Origin of the sequence: Microbacterium sp. H37-C3 (assembly GCF_027157935.1) — a bacterium.
GTDB classification, from domain to species: Bacteria; Actinomycetota; Actinomycetes; order Actinomycetales; family Microbacteriaceae; genus Microbacterium; species Microbacterium plantarum.
The window spans coordinates 245,337-265,114 of sequence record NZ_JAPVLR010000004.1 but is presented as its reverse complement, the minus strand read 5'-3'; the positions used below and the strand labels follow the sequence as shown (position 1 = coordinate 265,114).

Sequence of the window (19,778 nt, the reverse complement as noted above, 5' to 3'; positions counted from 1 at the left end):
GATGCGGCACCCCCGCATCCGCATTTCTCGGCGAGTCGACGGGGAGCGCGCGGGTCATCGGCGGTCGTGCAGGTGGTCGCGGTGCTTGGCGGCCTGGCGTGCACGCACGGGCAGGTCGATCGGGCCGGTGACGGTGAGCTCGTCTTCCCAGCACTCGATGCCGCGGACACCGGGCAGTCGCTCGCGCGTGAACACGGGGTCGAGCCCGGCGCGCCGCTGCTCGGTGTAGTCCCTGAGCAGGCGGAAAGCGATGCCCGACAGCAACGCGATCGCGATGAGGTTCGTCAGCGCCATCAGCCCCATCACGCCGTCGGCGAAGTTCCACACGAGGTCGGCTCCGACGACCGATCCGCCGAGGACGGCGGCGACGACGAGCACGCGGTACCCCGTCAGCACGGCGCGGTTGGTCGAGATGAACTCGATGTTCGACTCGCCGTAGTAGTAGTTCCCGAGGATCGACGAGAACGCGAGCATGAAGATGATGATGCTCAGGGCGATGTTCGACCACTCACCGAGGGTGTCGACGAGGGCTCCCTGGGTCAGGTCGATTCCCCGTGTAGCTCCGGCCAGATCGGGGACGGAGACCAGGATGATGAACGCGGTCACCGAGCACACGAGGAATGTGTCGAAGTAGACGCCGAGGGTCTGCACGAGGCCCTGCTTCACCGGATGAGTCACAGCGGCGCTCGCGCCGGCGTTCGGAGCCGAGCCGAGCCCCGCCTCGTTCGAGAACATGCCGCGCTTGACGCCGGTGAGGACGATGTATCCGAACGCGGCCCCGACGACCTCGTTGAAGCCCCAGGCCGACGTGAAGATCTCGGCGAACACCGGCCCGATCCGATCGAGGTGCAGCGCGACGACGATCACGCCGAGCACGAGATAGGCGAGCGCCATGATCGGCACGAGCACCTGCGTCACCGAGGCGATGCGGCGCACCCCGCCGAACACGACGAGCCCGGTGAGGAGGGCGACTCCCGCCCCGATGACCCACGGTAGCCAGGGCAGGTCGCCGCCGACGCTCGAGCTGATGGTGGCCGAGATCGTGTTGGCCTGCAGCGAGCTGAACGCGAAGGGGAAGCAGACGATCAGGATGACGGCGAAGAGGATGCCGAGCCAACGCGCACCCAGCCCGCGCTGCATGTAGTACGCCGGGCCACCGCGGAAACTGCCGCGGTCGCGCGTCTTGAACAGCTGCGCCAGCGACGACTCGATGAAGCTCGACGCTCCGCCGACGAACGCCATGACCCACATCCAGAACACCGCGCCCGGGCCGCCCACCGCGATGGCGGTGCCGACGCCGGCGATGTTCCCGACTCCCACGCGGGAGGCCGCGGAGATCGTGAAGGCCTGGAAGGCGGAGACCGACTGCGGCTTGCCGTCCGCGGTCTGCGGCGTCTTGTCGGTCAGCGTGCGGAACATCTCGGGAATCAGGCGGAACTGCACGACGCCCGACCGAACGGTGAAGTAGAGCCCGAGGAGGACCACGACCGGGAGGACGATCCAGGTCCAGAGGTGGTCGCCCCACGTGAGCAGCCAGTCGTTCACGGCATCCATGCCCGTCGAATCCATGCTCGCCAGTATGACGACTCGACGACCCCCGTGTGAGGCGGACGCGTCTGATCAGCTCGGAATGGCCGGTGAGAAATGACTCATGACCGCGTTGTCAAGCATCCGCGCGCACCTGATTTCCCCAGGTGACCCCCGGTACGCTGTCAGCTGGTGAGCCGGGAAGTCTGGTCGGCACGTAGTCGTCGATCGAACCCGGAGAATCCGTGCTCACCGTCCTTCCTGCCCTCTGTTGCCGCGCGCCCGCGAACGCCCTGACCGGGCGGCGGCGCGCATGACCCTCCTCGTCGCGGTCGCCGCAGCCTGGTTGCTCGTGGCGCTCGCCCCCGCGTTCGTGCGGCTGACCGGACGGCACGCGGGGTGGCCTCTGGCCGCCGGCGTGCTCGCGGTGCTCGGGCTCGTCATCTCGGCGTGGAACCCACAGCAGGTCGTCCGCGAATCACTGCCGTGGATCCCGGCACTCGATGTCGCGCTGCGCCTGCGGCTGAACGGGCTCGCGCTGCTGTTCGCCGTGGTGGTGCTCGCGATCGGCGCGGTGGTGCTCATCTACTCGTCCTCGTACCTGCGTCAGCCTCGCTCGCCGGGCTTCTACGGCCTGATGACGGCGTTCGCGGCGGCGATGCTCACCCTCGTCCTCGCCGACGACCTCGTCGTGCTCTTCGTGGCGTGGGAGCTGACGACCCTGTGCTCGTACCTGCTGATCCTCCGATCGGGCCCCGCGGCGAAAGAGCCCGCGACGCGCACGCTGCTCGTCACCGCCGCCGGCGGTCTCGCCCTGCTCGCCGCCGTCGTGACCCTGATCGCGCGCACCGGCACGACCGAGCTCACCGCCGCCCTCGCCCACCCGCTGTGGCGCGAGGACCCGGGATTAGCGACCGTCGTCGCGGTGCTCGTCGCCCTCGCGGCCATGACGAAATCGGCGCAGTTCCCATTCCACGCCTGGCTTCCGGATGCCATGGTGGCGCCCGCCCCGGTGAGCGCTTATCTGCACGCGGCGGCGATGGTGAAGGCCGGGATCTTCCTGCTCATGCTCTTCGCGCCAGCCGCGTCGGAGGCGGCGATCTGGTCGCCGCTCCTCGTGGGCGTCGGGCTCTGGACAGCTCTCATGGGGGCGTTCTTCGCGGTTCGCCGCGCCGATATGAAGGAGCTGCTGGCGTACTCGACAGTCAGTCAGCTCGGCCTCCTGGTCGCGGTGATCGGCGCCGGCACGCCGACGGCGATGCTCGCGGCGAGCGCGCATGTGGTCGCTCATGCGCTGTTCAAGTCCGCCGGCTTCATGGGCGTCGGGCTGGTCGAGAAGCGCACCGGGACCCGGATCCTGACTGAGCTCCGCGGATCATGGCGGATGCTGCGCTGGGATGCCGCGATGCTGATCCTCGCGGCGGTCAGCATGGCCGGCATCCCTCCGATGCTCGGTTTCATCAGCAAGGAGCTGCTTCTCGACTCGTTCCTCACGGCGGCTTCGCCTGCGCTGTCATGGACGCTCGCGATCGTGGCCACCGCTGGAGCCGTGCTGACGGTGGCGTACAGCCTGCGCCTGGTGCTTCCCCTGCTGCCCGGTCGCCTCGGTGCCGCTCGGCCCGGTGAGCACGGGCCGCAGGCACGCGCCTGGCGCGACACGCGAGCGATGTCGGTCGCGGTATCCGTCCCGGCGATCCTGGGGTTGGCTCTCGGTGCGGGCGCACCGCTGCTCGACCCCCTCGTGCGACCCGCGGCAGCGGGGGCGGCGGGTGCCGACGCGGCATCCGTCTCGGGCATCTACCTCTGGCACGGTGTGAACGCGGCTCTGCTGCTGTCGGTGACGGCGATCGTGCTCGGAACGCTGGTCGGCCTCCGGCTGCGCGGTACGCCCGTGCCGCCGACACCGCAGCGGTGGTCAGGCGTCCTCGCCGTCCAGTATGCGCAGCGGGGCATCATCGCGCTCGGCCGTCGTGTCGGCGACCTGACGCGCTCCGACGCCCCCGCCGCGAACCTCGTGGTGCCGATCGTGCTGATCGGTGCCGCCGCCGCAGCGCTTCCCGCGATGTGGCGCGGCTGGCCGCGCTACGACGAGCCGTTCCTCGTGCTCGATCTGCTCCTGCTCCTCCTCGTCGCGGCCGGGGTGATCGCGGTCTCGGTCGCCAGCCGCCGCCTGACCGCGATCATCAGCGTGGGTGTGGCCGGGTTCGCCGTCGTGCTGTGGTTCCTGGTTCTGGGGGCATCGGATGTCGCGGTGACGCAGCTCCTCGTCGAGATCCTGACCGTCGTCGTGATGGTGCTCGTACTGCGCCGGATGCCGCGCCGCCTGCGCCCGTCGCGCCCGCGACGACGCGTGCTCGCGGTCATCGCCGCGCTCGCCGCCGGGGCGACCGCGACGCTCGCCGCGCTCGTGTTCACCGGACACCGCGAGATCTCGGATGTCGCCGCCTTCTTCCTCCGCGAGGCGAAGGAACTGACCGGCGGCACCAACATCGTGAACACGATCCTGGTCGACTTCCGAGCGCTCGACACGCTCGGCGAGCTCGTCGTCCTGGGGATTGCAGCGGTATCGATCACCGCGCTTCTCGAGGCACGTCGAGCCGTTGACCGCCCGGTGCGGGAGGGAACCTCCGCCGCGCTCTCCAACGCCCGCGCCAACGCGGTCTTCCTCACCACTGTGGGACGCATCGTCGCCCCGGTGATGGTGGTCGGGTCGGCCTACGCGCTGCTGCGCGGTCACAACGACCCGGGCGGCGGCTTCATCGCGGCGCTCATCGGAGCCGCGGCCATCGCGCTGATCTACCTCGCCGCCCCGAGCGACGAGATCCCGCGGATCGAGCGTTCGTACCTGGCGATCGCCGGAGCGGGTGTCGTCATCGCGGTCGGCACCGGTCTGCTGGGGCTTCTCGACGGCTCGTTCCTCCGGCCGCTGCACTTCGACATCGGCAGCCTGCACCTCACCACGGCCCTCGTCTTCGACCTGGGTGTGTATCTCGCGGTCTTCGGGGTCATCCTCGCCGCCATCAATCGCCTCGGTCTGTCTCCCGCCGAAGCGGTCCGAACCGACCGTTCGTCAGAAAGGAGCGTCCGGTGATCCTCGCCCTCACCATCGGTGTGCTCGTCGCCGGAGCGGTCTACCTGCTGCTGCAGGAAGACCGGCTGCGCGTCATCCTCGGCTTCGTGCTGCTCTCGCACGCGGTCAATCTGCTGCTGTTCAGCGCCGGCGGCATCGACTCGCGCGAGGAGCCGCTCGGCGAGGCGCTGGATCCGGCGACCACGGCCGATCCGCTGCCGCAGGCGTTCGTCCTGACCGCGATCGTCATCGCCTTCGCGATCACCATCTACCTGCTCGTCCTCGCCGTGACGGGCAACCCGTCCGAAGACGCCGGGCTCGAGGATGCGGGCGTCGACGATGCAGGGCCCGACGATGCGAAGGCCGCGGCCCCGGCCCCGACCCGAGGAGGACGCCGATGAACGACGCTCTGCTTCCGCTCATCGTCGCGGTGCCGCTCCTCGCGAGCGGTGTCGCCGCGTTCGCGCGCCGTCGTCATCGATGGGCGATCGTCCTGCTCCTGATCGTGCTGACGGCGAACCTCATCGCGGCGGCTGCGCTCGTGTGGGCGACAGCCGACGGTTCAGTCGTCGCCCACGGGATCGGCGGATGGCCCAACGGCATCGCCATCCCGTTCGTCGCCGACGCCTTCTCCGCCCTCATGCTCACGGTCGCTGGAATGCTCACCCTCGTCTGCGTGGTCTTCGCGATCGTCGCGGACACCGGTCGCAACCGGCTCTTCCCCGCACTCGTCCTCGTGCTGACGGCGGGAGTGAACGGTGCGCTCCTGACGGCCGACCTGTTCAACCTCTTCGTCTTCATCGAGGTCATGCTGCTGCCCTCGTACGGGCTTCTGGTGCTCTCGCGTCGTGGTCGCGGCACGGACGAGTCGGTGACCGGCTCGAGGCTCTACGTCACCTTCAACCTGTTCGTCTCCACGGTCTTCCTGGCCGGGGTGGCGCTCGTCTACGGCGTGGCGGGCACGGTGAACCTCGCCGAGCTCGCCGGTGCCGCTCAGGAGTCGCCTCTGGTGGCGGCAGCGCTCGGGGTCTGCCTCTTCGCGCTCGCGATGAAGGCCGCCGTGGTGCCCGTGCACGGGTGGCTCGCCCGTGCGTACCCGTCGACGTCGCCGGCCATCACCGCGATGTTCTCGGGTCTGCACACGAAGGTCGCGATCTACGCCATCTACCGCATCTACGCCGTCGGCTTCGAGGGCGACCAGACCTACCTCTGGATCGGCGTCGCCGTCTTCAGCGCGACGATGCTGATCGGTGTGCTCGGCGCGGTGGGGGAGGATCGGATGCGGTCGATCCTCGCCTTCCACATGGTCAGCCAGATCGGCTACATCCTGCTCGGCGTCGCGCTGTTCACGCCCCTGGGTCTGGCCGCGGGCATCTTCTACCTGCTTCATCACATGATCGTGAAGGCATCGCTGTTCCTGTCTGCGGGCGCCATCGAGACCCGATTCGGGACGGATCGCCTCGACGACCTGCGCGGTCGTGTCGGCCGGGAACCCGTGCTGATGGTCGCCTTCGGTGTTGCGGCGCTGTCGCTCGCCGGCATCCCGCCGTTCTCGGGCTTCTTCGCGAAGCTCATGCTGCTCGTCGCGGCGGTCGAGGACGGACAGGTCGCGGCGGCGGTCATCGCGATCGTGGTGAGCCTGATCACCCTGCTGTCGATGCTGAAGATCTTCAACGCCGTCTTCGCCCGCACGGTCACCGGTGGTGAGCCGGCCGAGCCGGCCGGTCCGGCCGGGCGCGGCGGGCTCGCGGTGGCGCAGCGCTCCACGACCCGCGCCGCGCTCGCGGCGCCGGCTGTCGCGCTCGCCGCGGCGACCCTCGCCCTCGGGCTCGGTGCGCAGGGGCTATTCGCACTCGCGGAGGTCGCGGCCGCCGGCCTGCTCGATACGACCGCCTACGTCGGGGCGGTGCTGCCGTGATCCTCAGCATCCTCACTCTGCCTTTCCGGTTCGCGGCTTTCGTCTGCTGGTTCGCCGCGCAGCTCACGCTGACGTCCGTGAGAGTGCTCGGCGACATCCTCAGCCCGGGGCTGGCCGCGACCCCGCGCGTCGTGCGGCTCCCGCTGGGGTCGGCGGGTGACCTGCACGTCACCGCGATCAGCGTCCTCATCACGCTGACTCCCGGCACGCTGGCCCTCGGCGCGGCACGAGATGATGCCGGGGCGCGTTTCGTCATCGTGCATTCGCTGTACCACCGCGACACCGATTCGGCGCTGGCCGACTTCGCCGACATGGACCGCCGGATGACGCGCGCGGTCGCACTGGGAGGACCGAGATGAATCTGCTGGATCTCGCCGCGGCGGGATGCGCGATCGCGATGATCGCGTCCGTCGTGCACATCCTGCGCGGCCCGACCCCCGCCGACCGTGTCATCGCCGCCGACCTGCTCACCTTCAGCCTGGTCGGGCTCGTGGCGCTCGTCGGCGTACGTCTGGCGCGCGAGGGCACGTTCGACCTCGTGCTGGTCGCGACCCTCGTCGCCTTCCTCGCCGCGGTCTCGCTCGCCCGCGCGTTGACGGGAGGGCGTCGATGACGATCCTCGAGCTCATCGGTCAGATCATCGCCCTGCTGGGCGCGCTCATCTTCGTCGTCGCCGCGGTCGGCCTGCGGCGCTTCCCCGACCCCTACGCGCGCATCTCGGCCGTCGCCACCGCGGCCGGTCTGGGGGTCGCGGTCATCACGGTCGGCGCGGTGCTGCAGGTTCCGACCGTGGACAACGTCGTCAAAGTCGTGCTCGCCGTACTCCTTCAGCTGATCACCTCGGCGGTGGCGGCCATCGTCATCGCCCGCGCCGCGGTGAGCTCGGGGCATCGGTTCACCGACGGCACCGATACCGCGGCTCTCGACGAGGACGGATGACACGCTGGGCGGGGCGGCCCGGGGCGCGGGCGCCGTGGCATATGGTGAGGGAGTTCGGCCGCGAGGCCGAGCAGGTGCGCCGGGAAGTCTGGTCGGCAAGACGATGACCGCTACCCGAAGGGCCCCCGTGAACCCTCGCATCGCCGTTGCCGGTGACCGACCCGAACCGATGGCGGCCGCCATCGAGGCACTCGCGACCGACGGGGAACCCACCTGCCTCGTGTGGACGGTGGATCTGGAGTCGGAGCCGACGGTCCGTCGCTCCCGCACCGAGCTCAAGCAGCGCTACGAATCCCTCCTCGCCCACGCGTCGGGTCTCGCGGCGCTGCGCAACCTGGTCGTCCTGCTCCGGCACGCCGACCGTATCCCCGAACGCAAGATGCACGCCGCTGCTGCAGCGCTCGCCACCCGGCTGCACGCCGACCTCGAACGGGCGCGTGGTCGCTACGTGGATGTCGCCGTCGTCGACATCAGCTCGTGCACCGACACCCGGCGCTTGCTCGACCGCGTCGAAGAGGTCGCGGGAACGGCGGCCGGTCCGGTCGGGAACGTCGCACTGACCTGGCACGAGATCCGCGACCGCAGCATCCACGCCGCCGCTGCCGCGTCGCAGTTCTGAGCGCCGCCACCGTCCGTCGAGTCGCCAGGATGTGCGGATCCGGCGCCCCGCGCATCCGCAGCTTCTGGCGAGTCGACCGCTCGGCGGAGGGGTCAGCCGCCGGCGACGACGTCCATGCCCGGGCCGTCTGCCGGACGCGGCGCGAAGCCGTGGCGCTCGTAGAACCCCGCGCGGCCGCGCGCGGCGAAGAGCTGGATGTCGTCGACGCCGCGCCGCCGTGATTCGTCGACCAGCATGCGCAGGATCTCGCTCCCGATGCCGCCGCCCCGCGCGGATCTCGCGACGATCATCTCGGTGACGAACGCATGCAGCGCACCGTCGCTGATGAGGCGCCCGATGCCGACGAGCCTGCCGTCGTCGTCACGCGCCGAGCACACGACCCAGCTGCCCGCGAGGGCCCGTTCGAAGGCCTCGGGTGACCACTCGGCCCAGCCCGTCTCGGCGTAGAGCGCGGCGAACTCGGCGGCCGTGGGCGGCGTGAGGGAGTAGTGGACGGTCACGCTGCACCTCCGAGGAGCGTGTGCCGCCAGGTCGCCCCGTCGCGTTCGTAGACGACGCGGGTGTGGCGACGGTCGAGCGATCCCTGCCAGAACTCCACGCGGGTCGGCTCGATGCGCCAGAGCGTCCAGTCGCCTTCCGCGACGTCCCGGCGTGCCGCCTCCGACCGTGCCGAGAGGTCGGCTGCGGTGTCGTCCGCGCTCGCCTCACAGACCGACCCGCGCACGCGCAACGCCCGCATGACCGGCTGCCACCAGAACGCCAGGGCTGCTGCGGGCTGCGCTGCGAGCTGCCCGCCCTTCGCGGATGACCGTGTGCTCGCGAACGCCCAGCCGCGGTCGTCGACGTCTTTGACGATCAGCGTCCGGGCATCGGGGATGCCGTCGGCGTCGACCGTCGCGAGGGTCGCGGCGTGGGGCTCGGCGACGCCCGCGGCGGCTGCCTGGCGGATCCACTCCTCGAACAGCGTCACCGGCGATGCGGGGAGCCGGTCGGTGTCGAGCACCGGAGGTGTGCCCGTCAGCGAGGGCTGCGAGCGCAGCCACTCCCGCAACGCGCTCATGCCGCGAGCCACGCGACGTCGGCGAAGAGCTCGCGCAGGTCGTTGACGAGCCGAGCGGTGTGGAAGCCGTCGGCCGCGGCGTGGTGCACCTGCACGGCCACGGGCAGCAACGTCCGCCCCTCGCGCTCGCTGTAGCGGCCGAGCGTGAAGATCGGAGCGAGGTGGCCCCCGCCGCCGTCGACATTCAGGTTGAACCCGGTGAAGTCCGTCCACGGCAGGCTCGACACGTCGAAGCTGTTCGCCGGCGGCGGACCCTGCGGGAAGAGCTCGGTGCTGCCGGCATGGTCGGCGATGACCCGGGCCGCGGCGTCGTGGAAGGCGGCGAAGTCGCGGTCGAAGGCCACCGAGACGCTCGAGAACGTCTCGGTCTCGGGGTGGAAGACCGTGAACGACGGGTGGACCTCCGGCCAGACCGCCGGCTCGTCGTCGCCGGTGAGCGTCATGCGGAACTCCGGGTGACGGTTGACGATCGACGCGATCGCCCAGATCTGCGCGATGTAGGTGCGGCGCCCGGAGGCGCGCACCGCCGCGACGAAGTCCGTCACGTCGATCTCGACCGTCATCGAGTAGGTGCAGCGAACGGTGCGGAGGTAGTGCTCGAAATGCCGCCGACGCGGCCAGGTGTCGAGGTCGATGGGGATGGCGTCGTCCATGACCTCATCCTCCCAAAGTGGCCTGTCGCGGCACAGATGCGGGAGAGTAGAGGCATCATGACCGACACCACGCCCTCCGTCCTCTTCGTCTGCGTGCACAACGCCGGTCGCTCGCAGATGGCCGCGGGGTTCCTCCGCGACATCGCGGGCGATCGCATCGAGGTCCGCTCGGCCGGGTCCCTGCCCGCCGATCGGATCAACCCTGTCGCGGTCGAGGCGATGGCCGAGCTCGGCATCGACATCACCGCCGAGCAGCCGAAGGTCCTCACGACAGAAGCTGTGCAGGCGTCCGACGTCGTCATCACGATGGGATGCGGGGATGCCTGCCCGTTCTTCCCCGGCAAGCGCTACGAGGACTGGAAGCTCGACGATCCCGCAGGGCAGGGCATCGAAGCCGTCCGCCCCATCCGCGACGACATCCGCGAGCGCATCCGCCAGCTGGTCGACGAGCTCATCTGACGACACGTCGGCCCCGAACGACGATCGCCCGCCAGGGACGGATGTCCACAGCGGGCGATCGCGCCGGTCGCCTCGAGGGCGATGGCGGAAACGCGTCAGCGCGCGGCGCCGGCGAGGGTGCCGGTGACCTGACCCTGCGGGTCGCCGATGAGGCAGAGGATCTCGCGGTCGCCGGCGTCCCAGCTGCCCTGGGTGGGGACGTAGTAGTTGTACCCGAGAACCGACTCCTCGTACGAGATGCCGACGAACGGCGCGAACGCGTCGTAGCAGACCTGCTCGGCTTCGGTCTGCGCCGCCTCGATGCCGGGGAACTCGTCGGCCTCGATGTCCTGCGCGTGGTAGGCCTCGAGGTCGTGGGCCTCGCCGCAGGGGACGGTCGGGGTCTCGGTGACCTCGGTGTCGGCCGTGCCCGAGTCGAGCACGCAGTCGCCCACGCGGATCGCGAAGACATCGGTGCTCTCGTTCGACTCGGCGATCGCGCCCGACTCGTCGCGGACGGGGGCGGCGGCTCCGCCACCGGTGAAGGCGTTGAGCGTGGAGCAACCGGTCGCGAGCAGAGCGACGGTCAGTGCGGCGGCGGGCAGGACGAGGAGTCGACGAGTAGCGTTCACGTCGAACGACTCTAGCCAGTTTCGGCTGTTTCTGGGAAACCCTGATGATTTTCCTGAGTGTTCATCCGGGGGGTGCATGAAACGCTTCACGCCACGCCGGGCACATCGCGGAGGGCCGTGTAGACCGGGATGCCGCGCTCTCGGGCGATCGCGACATCCTGATCCGCGCCGCGCGACTCTCCAGGCAGGCGGAGAACCGCGTCGCAACGCTGCAGCAGGCGATGGGCGACCGGGTACATCACCTTCTCGGCGAGCGGGTCGGTGGGGCCCGAGGCTCCCGCGCTCGCGAGTACGGGCAGCGCGACCCACTCACCGATCATCGGGATGTGTCCGGCCTCGAAGAGCGGCCATGCCGCCTCTTCGAGGCGGTCCAGGTTGCGCCGCATCAGGGCGGGATCGCCGCCGGTGCCCGAGGCGTAGGGCCCGGCGATGAGGATCATGAGGGACTCGGTCGTGGCTTGTGCGGTCATGACTCGATAGTATGCATAAACGTGCACAAACGTGAAGGAGTCGGAATGCTTGCTGCATCACGAAAAGATCTGTTGCTCGCGCGCCTCCGTGCCGACGGGCGTGTCATCGCCAAGGAGCTCGCCGCTGAGCTAGGGGTCTCCGAAGACAGCATCCGCCGCGATCTTCGCGAGCTGGATGCCGCCGGCCTCGCCGTTCGCGTCTACGGGGGAGCGGTTCCGGCGTCGCCCGCCGTCGCCGACTATGCGACTCGTCAGGCGGTCGCGACCGAGAGCAAGCAGCGCATCGCACGCTTCGCCGCGAGCCTCATCGAACCGGGCAGCACCGTCATCGTCGACGGCGGCACGACCGCCCTCGCCACGGTGCGGGCGCTCGACCCGGCGCTGGCCTGCACCATCGTCACCCACAGTCCGACCGTGGCGGCGGCGCTCCTCGATTACGCAGCCGACGTCATCATCATCGGCGGGCGGCTGTTCAAGCACTCCGCCGTCGCGAGCGGCGCCGCGGCTGTCGAGGCCGCACGCATGGTGCGGGCCGACCGCTTCCTCCTCGGTGTCACCGGGATCCACGCCGACGCGGGCCTGACGACCGGCGACGCGGACGAAGCGGCGATGAAGCGCGTGCTCGCCGAACGCGCTGCCGAGACCTACGTCCTCGGCAGCGAGGAGAAGATCGGTGCGGTGTCGCCGTTCGCGGTGCTGCCGTTCGACGAGGTCACGGGGGTCATCGTCGATCCCGCGGCTCCGGCCACCAGCCTGGAGGCCCTCGACCGCCGCGGCGTCCCGCTGCTCCGCGCCGGGTGACACGTTCCGGGTGACGCCCTCGCGGCTGCTCGCTAGGCTGAGCCCCATGCAATGCCGGTGAATTCGCTTCCGATCCCCATCCGCGCGTCGACGCCGACGCGATCGAAAGGTTCACTCATGCACGCATACTCTTCCGCGCCCGTTCTGCCGCTCACCGGGAAGACCGCCCTGGTCACGGGCGTCTCACGCCGCCGGGGCATCGGCTTCGCCGTCGCCACGACTCTCGCCCGGCTCGGAGCGAGCGTCGTCGCCCACCACCACCGGCCCCACGACCTCGACCTGCCGTGGGGCGGCGACGACCTCGATGCCGTCCGGGCCGGCATCCGCTCCCACCTCGTGGGCGACGCGAGCTTCGCCGACATCGCCGGCGATCTGAGCGTCGCGACGGCGGCGGCCGACCTGGTCGATGAGGCGGCCGCGGTGACGGGCGCGCTCGACATCCTCGTCTGCAACCATGCCAAGAGCGGCGACGACGGCAGCATCCTCGATATGACGCCCGAGCGTCTCGACGCGTTCTGGGACGTCAATACCCGCGCGACCCTCCTCCTCACCGCGGCCTTCGCCCGCCGCTTCACCGACGTCCCGTCGGCGCCGCGCCGGCCGGGCGACCGGATCTCGGGGTCGAAGCCCTACGACGCGCCCCGGGGGCACGTCGTGTGGATGACCTCGGGCCAGATCCACGGGCCGATGGTCGGCGAGGCGGCCTACGCGACCAGCAAAGCCGCCCTCGCGGGCGTGACCGGAACGGTCGCCGCGGAGCTGCTCGAGCTCGGCATCATCCTCAACACCGTGAACCCTGGACCGGTGAACACGGGCTACCTCGACCCCGACACCACCGACCGCTCGCTCGACGGCCTCGACGACTGGCTGGCGACGACGGCGTTCGGACGCGTCGGTCGGCCCCAGGATCCCGCTGAGCTGATCGGGTGGCTCTGCAGCCCGGCGGGGTCGTGGCTGGTCGGCCAGGTGCTCACGAGCGACGGCGGCTTCAGCCTGCTCGGCTGAGCGGGGGCGGTTCAGCGCTTGTTCGTCGAGGCGAGCGCGACGATCTCGCCCCGGGTGGAGGCTCCCGTCTTCCGGCGGATGTTGCGGATGTGGTTCTCGACCGTGCGAACGCTCAGGACCAGCTTGGCGGCGATGTCGCCGTTGGACATATCGGCCGCGATGAGCTGCACGATCTCGCGTTCGCGCGGTGTGAGCAGCATCGCCGTGCGGTCGCGCCGCGTCCGTCTGACGTTCGTGTCGGCCAGCTCGCGGGCCGCTTCTCGGCAAGCCGCTGCGCGGTCGTTGTCGCCGTGATCCCGGTAGAGGTGCGCGGCGAGGTTGAAGTACTTCAGTGCTTCGGCCGCCATGCCCTCGCTGCGCAGCCCGTGGGCGGCCGCCTCGACTCGAGGACGAGACCGCGGGGATCGGTGCGGACCTCATCCTGAATCGCGCTGGCGGGAGCGCCGGCGGCGAACGTCAGGCCCAGAAGAGCTGCCGTGGTGAAGCCGATCCGGTGGAGAAGCTGCCCCGAGCGTCGCTCCGGAGCCGCGTTCCCCCTCGGGGTTCGTCGCGGACGTCGTTTTCTGTGTGGCACGGTGCGCTCCTCTCCGGTACGAGAGCGCGTCGGGCAGCGTCGTGCGGCACGCCCCCATGAACGCGCCAGATGCGCCGCGGCGCTCCGGTCAGATGTTCGCAGGCGTCTCCATCTCGCGGCGGACGCCCGGTTCGGATTGCGTGCTCATCGCGGTGCCGCTGAGTGTCGCTCCCCGCGTTCTGAGTGCCCGTCGCCGGCGCGCAGGGCGACGCTCCGGTGCCGCCCGCGACCCCCCTTGTTGCTGTTGCGACGCGGAGATACCGTCGCCCCGAGGGGACGAACCACACGGAATGAGGATTTCATGGCCGATTTGATCGTGATCGCTTTCGACACCGAAGCGGATGCCGAAGCCGCCTACAACGAGATTCAGGTTCTCCAAAACGACCTGGTCGTCGAACTCGCCGGCCTTGCCCTGGTCAAGGTCGACGACGAGGGGAAGACGAAGGTCGAGTACCCCGGCGTCGTCGGAAAGGTGGGAGCCGGCGCCGCGGGCGGAGCGCTGTTCGGGGCGCTGATCGGCATCCTGTTCTTCGTGCCCATCGCGGGGCTCGTCTTCGGTGGACTGTTCGGGGCGCTGTTCGCGGGCCTCGACAAGACCAATCTGGATGCCGAATTCCGCGACCGCGTGAAGTCCGCGGTCTCTGCGGGGAAATCCGCGGTCGTGCTCTATGCGACCAAGATCACGACGGACAAGTTCGCGTCAGCGCTCGCCGGCTACAACGGCACCGTCGTGCAGACGTCGCTGTCGGAGAAGGACGAGCGGGAGCTCATCCACGACCTCAGCAGCACGCGGTAGTCCGTGGCGCGTCCGGGTCGGGGTGTCATTCGCCGCACCCCGACCCGGTTCGTCAGTCCGCGCGGACCAGCAGGTCGCCGATCTCGCAGTCGAGCGCCCGGCAGATGGCGGAGAGCGTCGAATAGCGGATGGCGCGGGCGCGATCGTTCTTGAGCACCGAGAGGTTGACGACCGAGACGCCGACGATCTCGGACAGGCGCGTGAGGGTCATCCCCCGCTCGGCCAGCAGCTCGTCGAGGCGGCAGTGGACTCCGCTCGGGCCCTCCTCGTCTGCGGGGCTCACACCAGGCCATCCGTGTCGCGCTGCAGCCGCACGCCGCGTCGGAATGCGATCGCGATGAGGCCGACGGCCACGCCGACCGCCCACACCGGCGCCCAACCCCAGAAGTCGAGGAAGTGCAGCGGCTCGACGTCATCGACCCCGAGAGCGGTGAGGATGCCGTTGCGCCCGATGTTCTCGAGGATGATCACGACGAATCCTCCCCCGACCAGGGCCCACCCGATGACGTCGAAGGCCCGAGCGGTCGCCGGGACGAAGAACCGGCCGCGCAGGAAGCTGCGTGCGACGTACATCACCGCGGCGATCACGGCGAGGCACGTGATGCCCCACACCACGATCGAGCCCGCAAGCGCGGCTGCGGTGCCGCCGTCGACCTCCGGCGCTATGACGAGGGCGGTCTGCACGATGCCATCGACGTGCCCCGTGCCCGACCCGACGGAGGCGGAGAACGGTTCATCGTCGATGTCGATCCGCCAGGCGACGCCCGCCTCTCGAAAGACATCGAGGAAGCGCGCGACGACTGTCAAGACGACGGTGATCGCCGCGCCGGTGCCGAGCAGGAGGACCGTGATCGCGTCGGCAGCATCCGAGCGGGGTCCGCGGGTGAGTGTCATCACACCAGTCCTTCCGTGTCGCGTTCGAGTCGAGAGCCGTACCGGAACACCGCGGCCAGCGCGGCGAGGCCGAGGCCGGCAGCGATCGGCCAGAACGGCAGGGTGACGTTGAGTGTCGCTTCCGGCCACCAGGCGAACGGATCGTCGACTCCGGGGATCTCGGTCCACCGCGCGCTTTCCCGGGCGAAGAGCTCCTGCGAGGCCATGCTCCCGGCGATGTCCGAGAGCAGCTGTGCGGCCGTCCCGCCGGCAGCGACGATGACAGCGGTCGCCATCGTCATGCGAACGATGATCCGATCGAAGGTGCGCCCGGCGAGCAGCTGGAAGCAAGCCACGGCGATGAGCGCCGCGATCGCCGCGGGGATCAACGACCACAGCGCCTGCCCGGTCGTCCACAGCCCTCGCGCCAGCGGACTGACCCCCGCCACGTCCACCTCGGCGACCACGAAGCCGCCGCCGACGACCTCGGCCGTCGGGCCAGTGTCGATCGTGACACCCGGAAGCAGGTCAGGCCAGAATGGCGCGACCGGAACGCTCATACGCGGCGCGTCTGCGGCGAGATTCTGAATCACCGAGATGACGGCGCCGAGCAGGCTGAATGCAGCCCAGGCGGCAGACAGCGAGAGCGCGAGGCTCACGACCGGCGACGCGTCCCCGCGACTACGCGCGCGGCGCGTCGCCCTGATGAAGAGCACCGCGGCGACGACGAGCGCCACCGCAGCGATGATCACGATCTGACCGACCGCCCACGTGTTCGACATCGGCATCCTCTACTTATCGATAGTCGTTGTTATCGACAAACGTTATGGTCTGGCCCTGCCGCGCGCAACCCCGCGTAACGCTATGCCGACGGCGAACACGGGCATACCCGTATCCGTGCCTGGTTACTCTCTTTCGTAAGCGCCCGGAGTCCCGGCGCTCAAAGGAGGCTGACGATGTTCGAGAGATTCACGGATCGTGCCCGTCGCGTGGTCGTGCTCGCCCAAGAAGAGGCGAAGATGCTCAACCACAACTACATCGGGACCGAGCACATCCTCCTGGGTCTGATCCACGAGGGTGAAGGCGTCGCGGCCAAGGCCCTCGAGAGCCTGGGCATCTCGCTCGACGCGGTGCGCGAGCAGGTGCAGGACATCATCGGTCAGGGGCAGCAGCAGCCGACCGGTCACATCCCGTTCACGCCGCGTGCCAAGAAGGTCCTCGAGCTGTCGCTGCGCGAAGCGCTGCAGCTCGGACACAACTACATCGGCACCGAGCACATCCTCCTCGGCCTCATCCGCGAGGGCGAGGGTGTGGCGGCTCAGGTGCTCGTCAAGCTCGGCGCCGACCTGAACAAGGTCCGCCAGCAGGTCATCCAGCTGCTCAGCGGCTACCAGGGCAAGGAGCCCGCCGGCGCGACCGTCGGCGCGGGCGAGCAGGCCCAGGCGCCGCAGGGCGGCTCGGCCGTCCTCGACCAGTTCGGGCGCAACCTCACGCAGGCCGCGCGCGACAACAAGCTCGACCCGGTGATCGGCCGCGAGAAGGAGATCGAGCGGGTCATGCAGATCCTCTCGCGTCGCTCCAAGAACAACCCGGTCCTGATCGGCGAGCCCGGCGTCGGCAAGACCGCCGTCGTCGAGGGCCTGGCTCAGGCCATCGTCAAGGGCGATGTGCCCGAGACGCTCAAGGACAAGCAGGTCTATTCGCTCGACCTCGGATCGCTCATCGCCGGTTCCCGCTACCGCGGTGACTTCGAGGAGCGCCTGAAGAAGGTCACGAAGGAGATCCGCACGCGCGGTGACATCATCGTCTTCATCGACGAGATCCACTCGCTCGTCGGTGCCGGTGCGGCTGAGGGCGCAATTGACGCCGCGTCGATCCTCAAGCCGCTGCTCGCGCGCGGTGAGCTCCAGACGATCGGTGCCACGACGCTCGACGAGTACCGCAAGCACTTCGAGAAGGATGCCGCCCTCGAGCGCCGGTTCCAGCCGATCCAGGTCGGCGAGCCCAGCATCCCTCACGCGATCAACATCCTGAAGGGCCTGCGCGACCGTTACGAGGCGCACCACAAGGTGCAGATCACCGATGGCGCGCTCGTCGCCGCGGCGAACCTCGCCGACCGGTACGTCAGCGACCGCTTCCTGCCCGACAAGGCCATCGACCTGATCGACGAGGCCGGCGCCCGCCTGCGCCTGTCGATCCTGTCGTCGCCGCCGGAGCTGCGCGAGTTCGACGAGAAGATCGCCAAGGTCCGCGAGGACAAGGAGCGCGCGAGCGAGGAGCAGGACTTCGAGAAGGCCGCGTCGCTCCGCGACGAGGAGAAGTCGCTGCTCGCCGAGCGCCTGCGTCTCGAGAAGCAGTGGCGCTCGGGCGACGTGGCGTCGCACGCGGTGGTCGACGAAGGCCTCATCGCCGAAGTGCTCGCCCAGGCCACCGGCATCCCGGTGTTCAAGCTCACCGAGGAGGAGACCAGCCGGCTCGTCTTCATGGAGAAGGCGCTGCACCAGCGCGTCGTCGGACAGGAAGAGGCCATCGCGGCGCTCTCGCGCACGATCCGTCGTCAGCGTGCCGGTCTGAAGGATCCCAAGCGCCCCTCGGGCTCGTTCATCTTCGCCGGCCCCACCGGTGTCGGAAAGACCGAGCTGGCCAAGGCGCTCGCCGAGTTCCTGTTCGACGACGAGGGCGCGCTGATCTCCCTCGACATGTCGGAGTTCGGTGAGAAGCACACCGTCTCGCGTCTGTTCGGTGCCCCTCCCGGATTCGTCGGATTCGAAGAGGGCGGCCAGCTCACCGAGAAGGTGCGCCGCAAGCCGTTCTCGGTCGTGCTCTTCGACGAGATCGAGAAGGCCCACCCCGACATCTTCAACTCGCTGCTGCAGATCCTCGAAGAGGGTCGCCTGACCGACGGTCAGGGCCGCATCGTCGACTTCAAGAACACCGTGATCATCATGACGACGAACCTCGGTTCGTCGGCGATCGCCGGTGGTCCGGTCGGCTTCCAGGTCGAGGGCAACGCGCAGACGAGCTACGAGCGGATGAAGGGCAAGGTCGACGAAGAGCTCAAGCGGCACTTCAAGCCCGAGTTCCTCAACCGCGTCGACGACGTCATCGTCTTCCCGCAGCTGAACAAGGCCGAGCTTCGCCAGATCGTCGACCTGTTCACGAAGCGCCTGAGCGACCGGCTGCTCGACCGCGACATGACGGTCGAGCTGTCGGATGCCGCCAAGGACCGCCTCATCGAGATCGGGTTCGACCCGACGCTCGGCGCCCGGCCGCTGCGCCGTGCGATGCAGCGCGAGGTCGAGGACCAGCTCAGCGAGAAGATCCTGCACGGCGAGCTCAACGCGGGCGACCACGTGAAGGTCGACACCGAGGGCACGAAGTTCGTCTTCGAGACCGCTCCGCGTGAGGGCAAGGTCGCGGTCGGCGTCGGCGCTGCCGGCGAGATCGCCGCGACCCCCGACATCGCTGCGAGCGGCGACTGACCGGGATCGCGCGAGCGACGAGTCGTACGGAGGGGCGGATGCTGCGGCATCCGCCCCTCCGGCGTTTCCGGGGCCTGTCGGCGGGACACGCCGCACGACGCAGCCGGAGGGCTGTGGGCTGCTCCGGCGTGTGATCGGCGTGAAACACGACGGCTCTACGATCGGCGCGTGAGCAGCGAAGACGCGACGACGGCGCCCCGACCCGTCATCGGCTTGACGACCTATCTCGAGCGCGCGCAGCAGGGGGTGTGGGACGTGCGGGCGAGCTTCCTGCCGCAGCAGTACTTCGACCGGGTCGCGTCCTCGGGCGGCGCGGCGGTACTGCTGCCGCCGCAGCCCTCGCCGGGGCCCGCCGCCGACGTCGTGCTCGACCGGCTCGACGGGCTCGTGCTCACGGGCGGCCTCGACGTGCAGCCCGAGCTGTATGGGGCCGCGCGGCATCCCTCGACGGATCCGGCGCGGCCTGACCGCGACGACTGGGAGCTCGCTCTGCTGCGGGGTGCCCGCGAGCGCGGCATCCCGGTCCTCGGCATCTGCCGCGGATTGCAGCTCATCAACGTCACCGCGGGCGGCACGCTCCATCAACACCTTCCGGACGTGCTGCGCACCGACCGGTACCAGCTCGGCGGCGGTGTCTTCGCGCGGAACGAGGTCTCGGTGTCGGCCGGCACGATGCTGTCGGAGCTCGTCGGCACGGGTTCGCTCACCGTGAGCAGCTACCATCACCAGGGCATCGACCGACTCGGCGACGACCTCGTGGTCTCGGCCCGCAGCGGCGAGGGGCTGCCGCAGGCCATCGAGTCGCCGGGCTCGGATTTCCTCGTGGCGGTGCAGTGGCATCCCGAGGAGGATGCCGCCGACCGCCGGCTCTTCCTCGGCCTCGTCGCCGCCGCGACGGAGTACGCCGCACGCCGCTGATCC

The 19,778-nt window shown here is 69.7% G+C and carries 23 protein-coding genes; 13 read left to right on the top strand and 10 right to left on the bottom strand.

Features of this window, described 5'->3' with window-relative positions; genetic code table 11:
* Window positions 1–54 precede the first annotated feature (54 nt).
* Window positions 55–1,569 (bottom strand): alanine/glycine:cation symporter family protein, encoded by a 1,515-nt coding sequence (locus O1W71_RS13040; RefSeq protein WP_269268264.1) that lies wholly within the window; start codon window positions 1,567–1,569, stop codon window positions 55–57.
* 271 nt (window positions 1,570–1,840) lie between these two features.
* On the opposite strand from O1W71_RS13040, the gene mbhE reads away from it, so the two are divergent.
* From mbhE to O1W71_RS13005, 7 genes are all read left to right on the top strand, one after another.
* Complete coding sequence (gene mbhE, locus O1W71_RS13035) at window positions 1,841–4,618, top strand: hydrogen gas-evolving membrane-bound hydrogenase subunit E (RefSeq protein ID WP_269268263.1); 2,778 nt, start codon at window positions 1,841–1,843, stop codon at window positions 4,616–4,618.
* Entirely contained in the window at window positions 4,615–4,998 is a 384-nt protein-coding gene (locus tag O1W71_RS13030) for a sodium:proton antiporter (RefSeq protein WP_112617649.1), read from the top strand. Before mbhE ends, O1W71_RS13030 begins: the two co-directional genes overlap by 4 nt.
* Window positions 4,995–6,515 (top strand): monovalent cation/H+ antiporter subunit D family protein, encoded by a 1,521-nt coding sequence (locus tag O1W71_RS13025; RefSeq protein WP_269268262.1) that lies wholly within the window; start codon window positions 4,995–4,997, stop codon window positions 6,513–6,515. The genes O1W71_RS13030 and O1W71_RS13025 overlap by 4 nt, the downstream gene beginning before the upstream one ends.
* On the top strand, window positions 6,512–6,874 hold the full coding sequence (locus O1W71_RS13020) for a Na+/H+ antiporter subunit E (RefSeq protein ID WP_023953774.1): 363 nt from the start codon (window positions 6,512–6,514) through the stop codon (window positions 6,872–6,874). The genes O1W71_RS13025 and O1W71_RS13020 overlap by 4 nt, the downstream gene beginning before the upstream one ends.
* Window positions 6,871–7,128 carry a monovalent cation/H+ antiporter complex subunit F gene (locus O1W71_RS13015; RefSeq protein ID WP_023953776.1) on the top strand — a complete coding sequence of 86 codons (258 nt, stop codon included), beginning with the start codon at window positions 6,871–6,873 and terminating at the stop codon, window positions 7,126–7,128. Before O1W71_RS13020 ends, O1W71_RS13015 begins: the two co-directional genes overlap by 4 nt.
* Entirely contained in the window at window positions 7,125–7,454 is a 330-nt protein-coding gene (locus O1W71_RS13010; RefSeq protein WP_269268261.1) for a cation:proton antiporter, read from the top strand. Before O1W71_RS13015 ends, O1W71_RS13010 begins: the two co-directional genes overlap by 4 nt.
* Window positions 7,455–7,581: 127 nt before the next feature.
* Complete coding sequence (locus O1W71_RS13005; RefSeq protein ID WP_112617652.1) at window positions 7,582–8,073, top strand: hypothetical protein; 492 nt, start codon at window positions 7,582–7,584, stop codon at window positions 8,071–8,073.
* A gap of 92 nt (window positions 8,074–8,165) precedes the next feature.
* Here O1W71_RS13005 and O1W71_RS13000 read toward each other — a convergent pair whose 3' ends face one another.
* Genes O1W71_RS13000 through catA form a run of 3 tightly spaced genes read right to left on the bottom strand, consistent with a single transcriptional unit; the run spans window position 8,166 to window position 9,786 of the window.
* On the bottom strand, window positions 8,166–8,573 hold the full coding sequence (locus O1W71_RS13000; protein WP_269268260.1) for a GNAT family N-acetyltransferase: 408 nt from the start codon (window positions 8,571–8,573) through the stop codon (window positions 8,166–8,168).
* Entirely contained in the window at window positions 8,570–9,133 is a 564-nt protein-coding gene (locus O1W71_RS12995; protein WP_269268259.1) for a pyridoxine/pyridoxamine 5'-phosphate oxidase, read from the bottom strand. Before O1W71_RS12995 ends, O1W71_RS13000 begins: the two co-directional genes overlap by 4 nt.
* The gene (catA, locus tag O1W71_RS12990) at window positions 9,130–9,786 is read right to left on the bottom strand and encodes a type A chloramphenicol O-acetyltransferase (protein WP_114588758.1); all 657 of its coding nucleotides are present in this window, start codon (window positions 9,784–9,786) and stop codon (window positions 9,130–9,132) included. The genes O1W71_RS12995 and catA overlap by 4 nt, the downstream gene beginning before the upstream one ends.
* Before the next feature lie 57 nt (window positions 9,787–9,843).
* Between catA and O1W71_RS12985 the strand changes: the two genes are divergently transcribed.
* Window positions 9,844–10,245, top strand: coding sequence for an arsenate reductase ArsC (locus O1W71_RS12985; protein ID WP_112617655.1), 402 nt, complete (start codon window positions 9,844–9,846; stop codon window positions 10,243–10,245).
* Window positions 10,246–10,340: 95 nt separating this feature from the next.
* On the opposite strand, the gene O1W71_RS12980 is transcribed toward O1W71_RS12985, so the two are convergent.
* Window positions 10,341–10,856, bottom strand: a complete 516-nt coding sequence (locus O1W71_RS12980; protein WP_269268258.1) for a septum formation family protein — start codon at window positions 10,854–10,856, stop codon at window positions 10,341–10,343.
* Window positions 10,857–10,942: 86 nt separating this feature from the next.
* The gene (locus O1W71_RS12975; RefSeq protein ID WP_269268257.1) at window positions 10,943–11,326 is read right to left on the bottom strand and encodes a DUF4406 domain-containing protein; all 384 of its coding nucleotides are present in this window, start codon (window positions 11,324–11,326) and stop codon (window positions 10,943–10,945) included.
* Window positions 11,327–11,371: 45 nt separating this feature from the next.
* On the opposite strand from O1W71_RS12975, the gene O1W71_RS12970 reads away from it, so the two are divergent.
* Entirely contained in the window at window positions 11,372–12,127 is a 756-nt protein-coding gene (locus tag O1W71_RS12970) for a DeoR/GlpR family DNA-binding transcription regulator (RefSeq protein ID WP_112617657.1), read from the top strand.
* 117 nt (window positions 12,128–12,244) lie between these two features.
* Complete coding sequence (locus O1W71_RS12965) at window positions 12,245–13,132, top strand: SDR family oxidoreductase (protein ID WP_114588860.1); 888 nt, start codon at window positions 12,245–12,247, stop codon at window positions 13,130–13,132.
* A gap of 11 nt (window positions 13,133–13,143) precedes the next feature.
* On the opposite strand, the gene O1W71_RS12960 is transcribed toward O1W71_RS12965, so the two are convergent.
* Window positions 13,144–13,479: a response regulator transcription factor gene (locus O1W71_RS12960; RefSeq protein ID WP_112617658.1), complete on the bottom strand. Its 336-nt coding sequence runs from the start codon at window positions 13,477–13,479 to the stop codon at window positions 13,144–13,146.
* A gap of 528 nt (window positions 13,480–14,007) precedes the next feature.
* Here O1W71_RS12960 and O1W71_RS12955 point away from each other — a divergent pair.
* Window positions 14,008–14,502, top strand: coding sequence for a DUF1269 domain-containing protein (locus tag O1W71_RS12955; protein ID WP_023953810.1), 495 nt, complete (start codon window positions 14,008–14,010; stop codon window positions 14,500–14,502).
* Window positions 14,503–14,554: 52 nt separating this feature from the next.
* On the opposite strand, the gene O1W71_RS12950 is transcribed toward O1W71_RS12955, so the two are convergent.
* Genes O1W71_RS12950 through O1W71_RS12940 form a run of 3 tightly spaced genes read right to left on the bottom strand, consistent with a single transcriptional unit; the run spans window position 14,555 to window position 16,157 of the window.
* Window positions 14,555–14,785, bottom strand: a complete 231-nt coding sequence (locus O1W71_RS12950; RefSeq protein ID WP_094260618.1) for a helix-turn-helix domain-containing protein — start codon at window positions 14,783–14,785, stop codon at window positions 14,555–14,557.
* The gene (locus O1W71_RS12945; RefSeq protein ID WP_269268254.1) at window positions 14,782–15,396 is read right to left on the bottom strand and encodes a hypothetical protein; all 615 of its coding nucleotides are present in this window, start codon (window positions 15,394–15,396) and stop codon (window positions 14,782–14,784) included. Before O1W71_RS12945 ends, O1W71_RS12950 begins: the two co-directional genes overlap by 4 nt.
* Complete coding sequence (locus O1W71_RS12940; protein WP_269268253.1) at window positions 15,396–16,157, bottom strand: hypothetical protein; 762 nt, start codon at window positions 16,155–16,157, stop codon at window positions 15,396–15,398. The genes O1W71_RS12945 and O1W71_RS12940 overlap by 1 nt, the downstream gene beginning before the upstream one ends.
* Window positions 16,158–16,331: 174 nt before the next feature.
* Here O1W71_RS12940 and O1W71_RS12935 point away from each other — a divergent pair, with 174 nt between their 5' ends.
* Together O1W71_RS12935 and O1W71_RS12930 are read left to right on the top strand one after the other, a co-directional pair.
* Complete coding sequence (locus tag O1W71_RS12935; RefSeq protein WP_112617660.1) at window positions 16,332–18,857, top strand: ATP-dependent Clp protease ATP-binding subunit; 2,526 nt, start codon at window positions 16,332–16,334, stop codon at window positions 18,855–18,857.
* Window positions 18,858–19,025: 168 nt separating this feature from the next.
* Window positions 19,026–19,775 carry a gamma-glutamyl-gamma-aminobutyrate hydrolase family protein gene (locus O1W71_RS12930; protein ID WP_269268252.1) on the top strand — a complete coding sequence of 250 codons (750 nt, stop codon included), beginning with the start codon at window positions 19,026–19,028 and terminating at the stop codon, window positions 19,773–19,775.
* The last annotated feature ends 3 nt before the right edge of the window (window positions 19,776–19,778 follow it).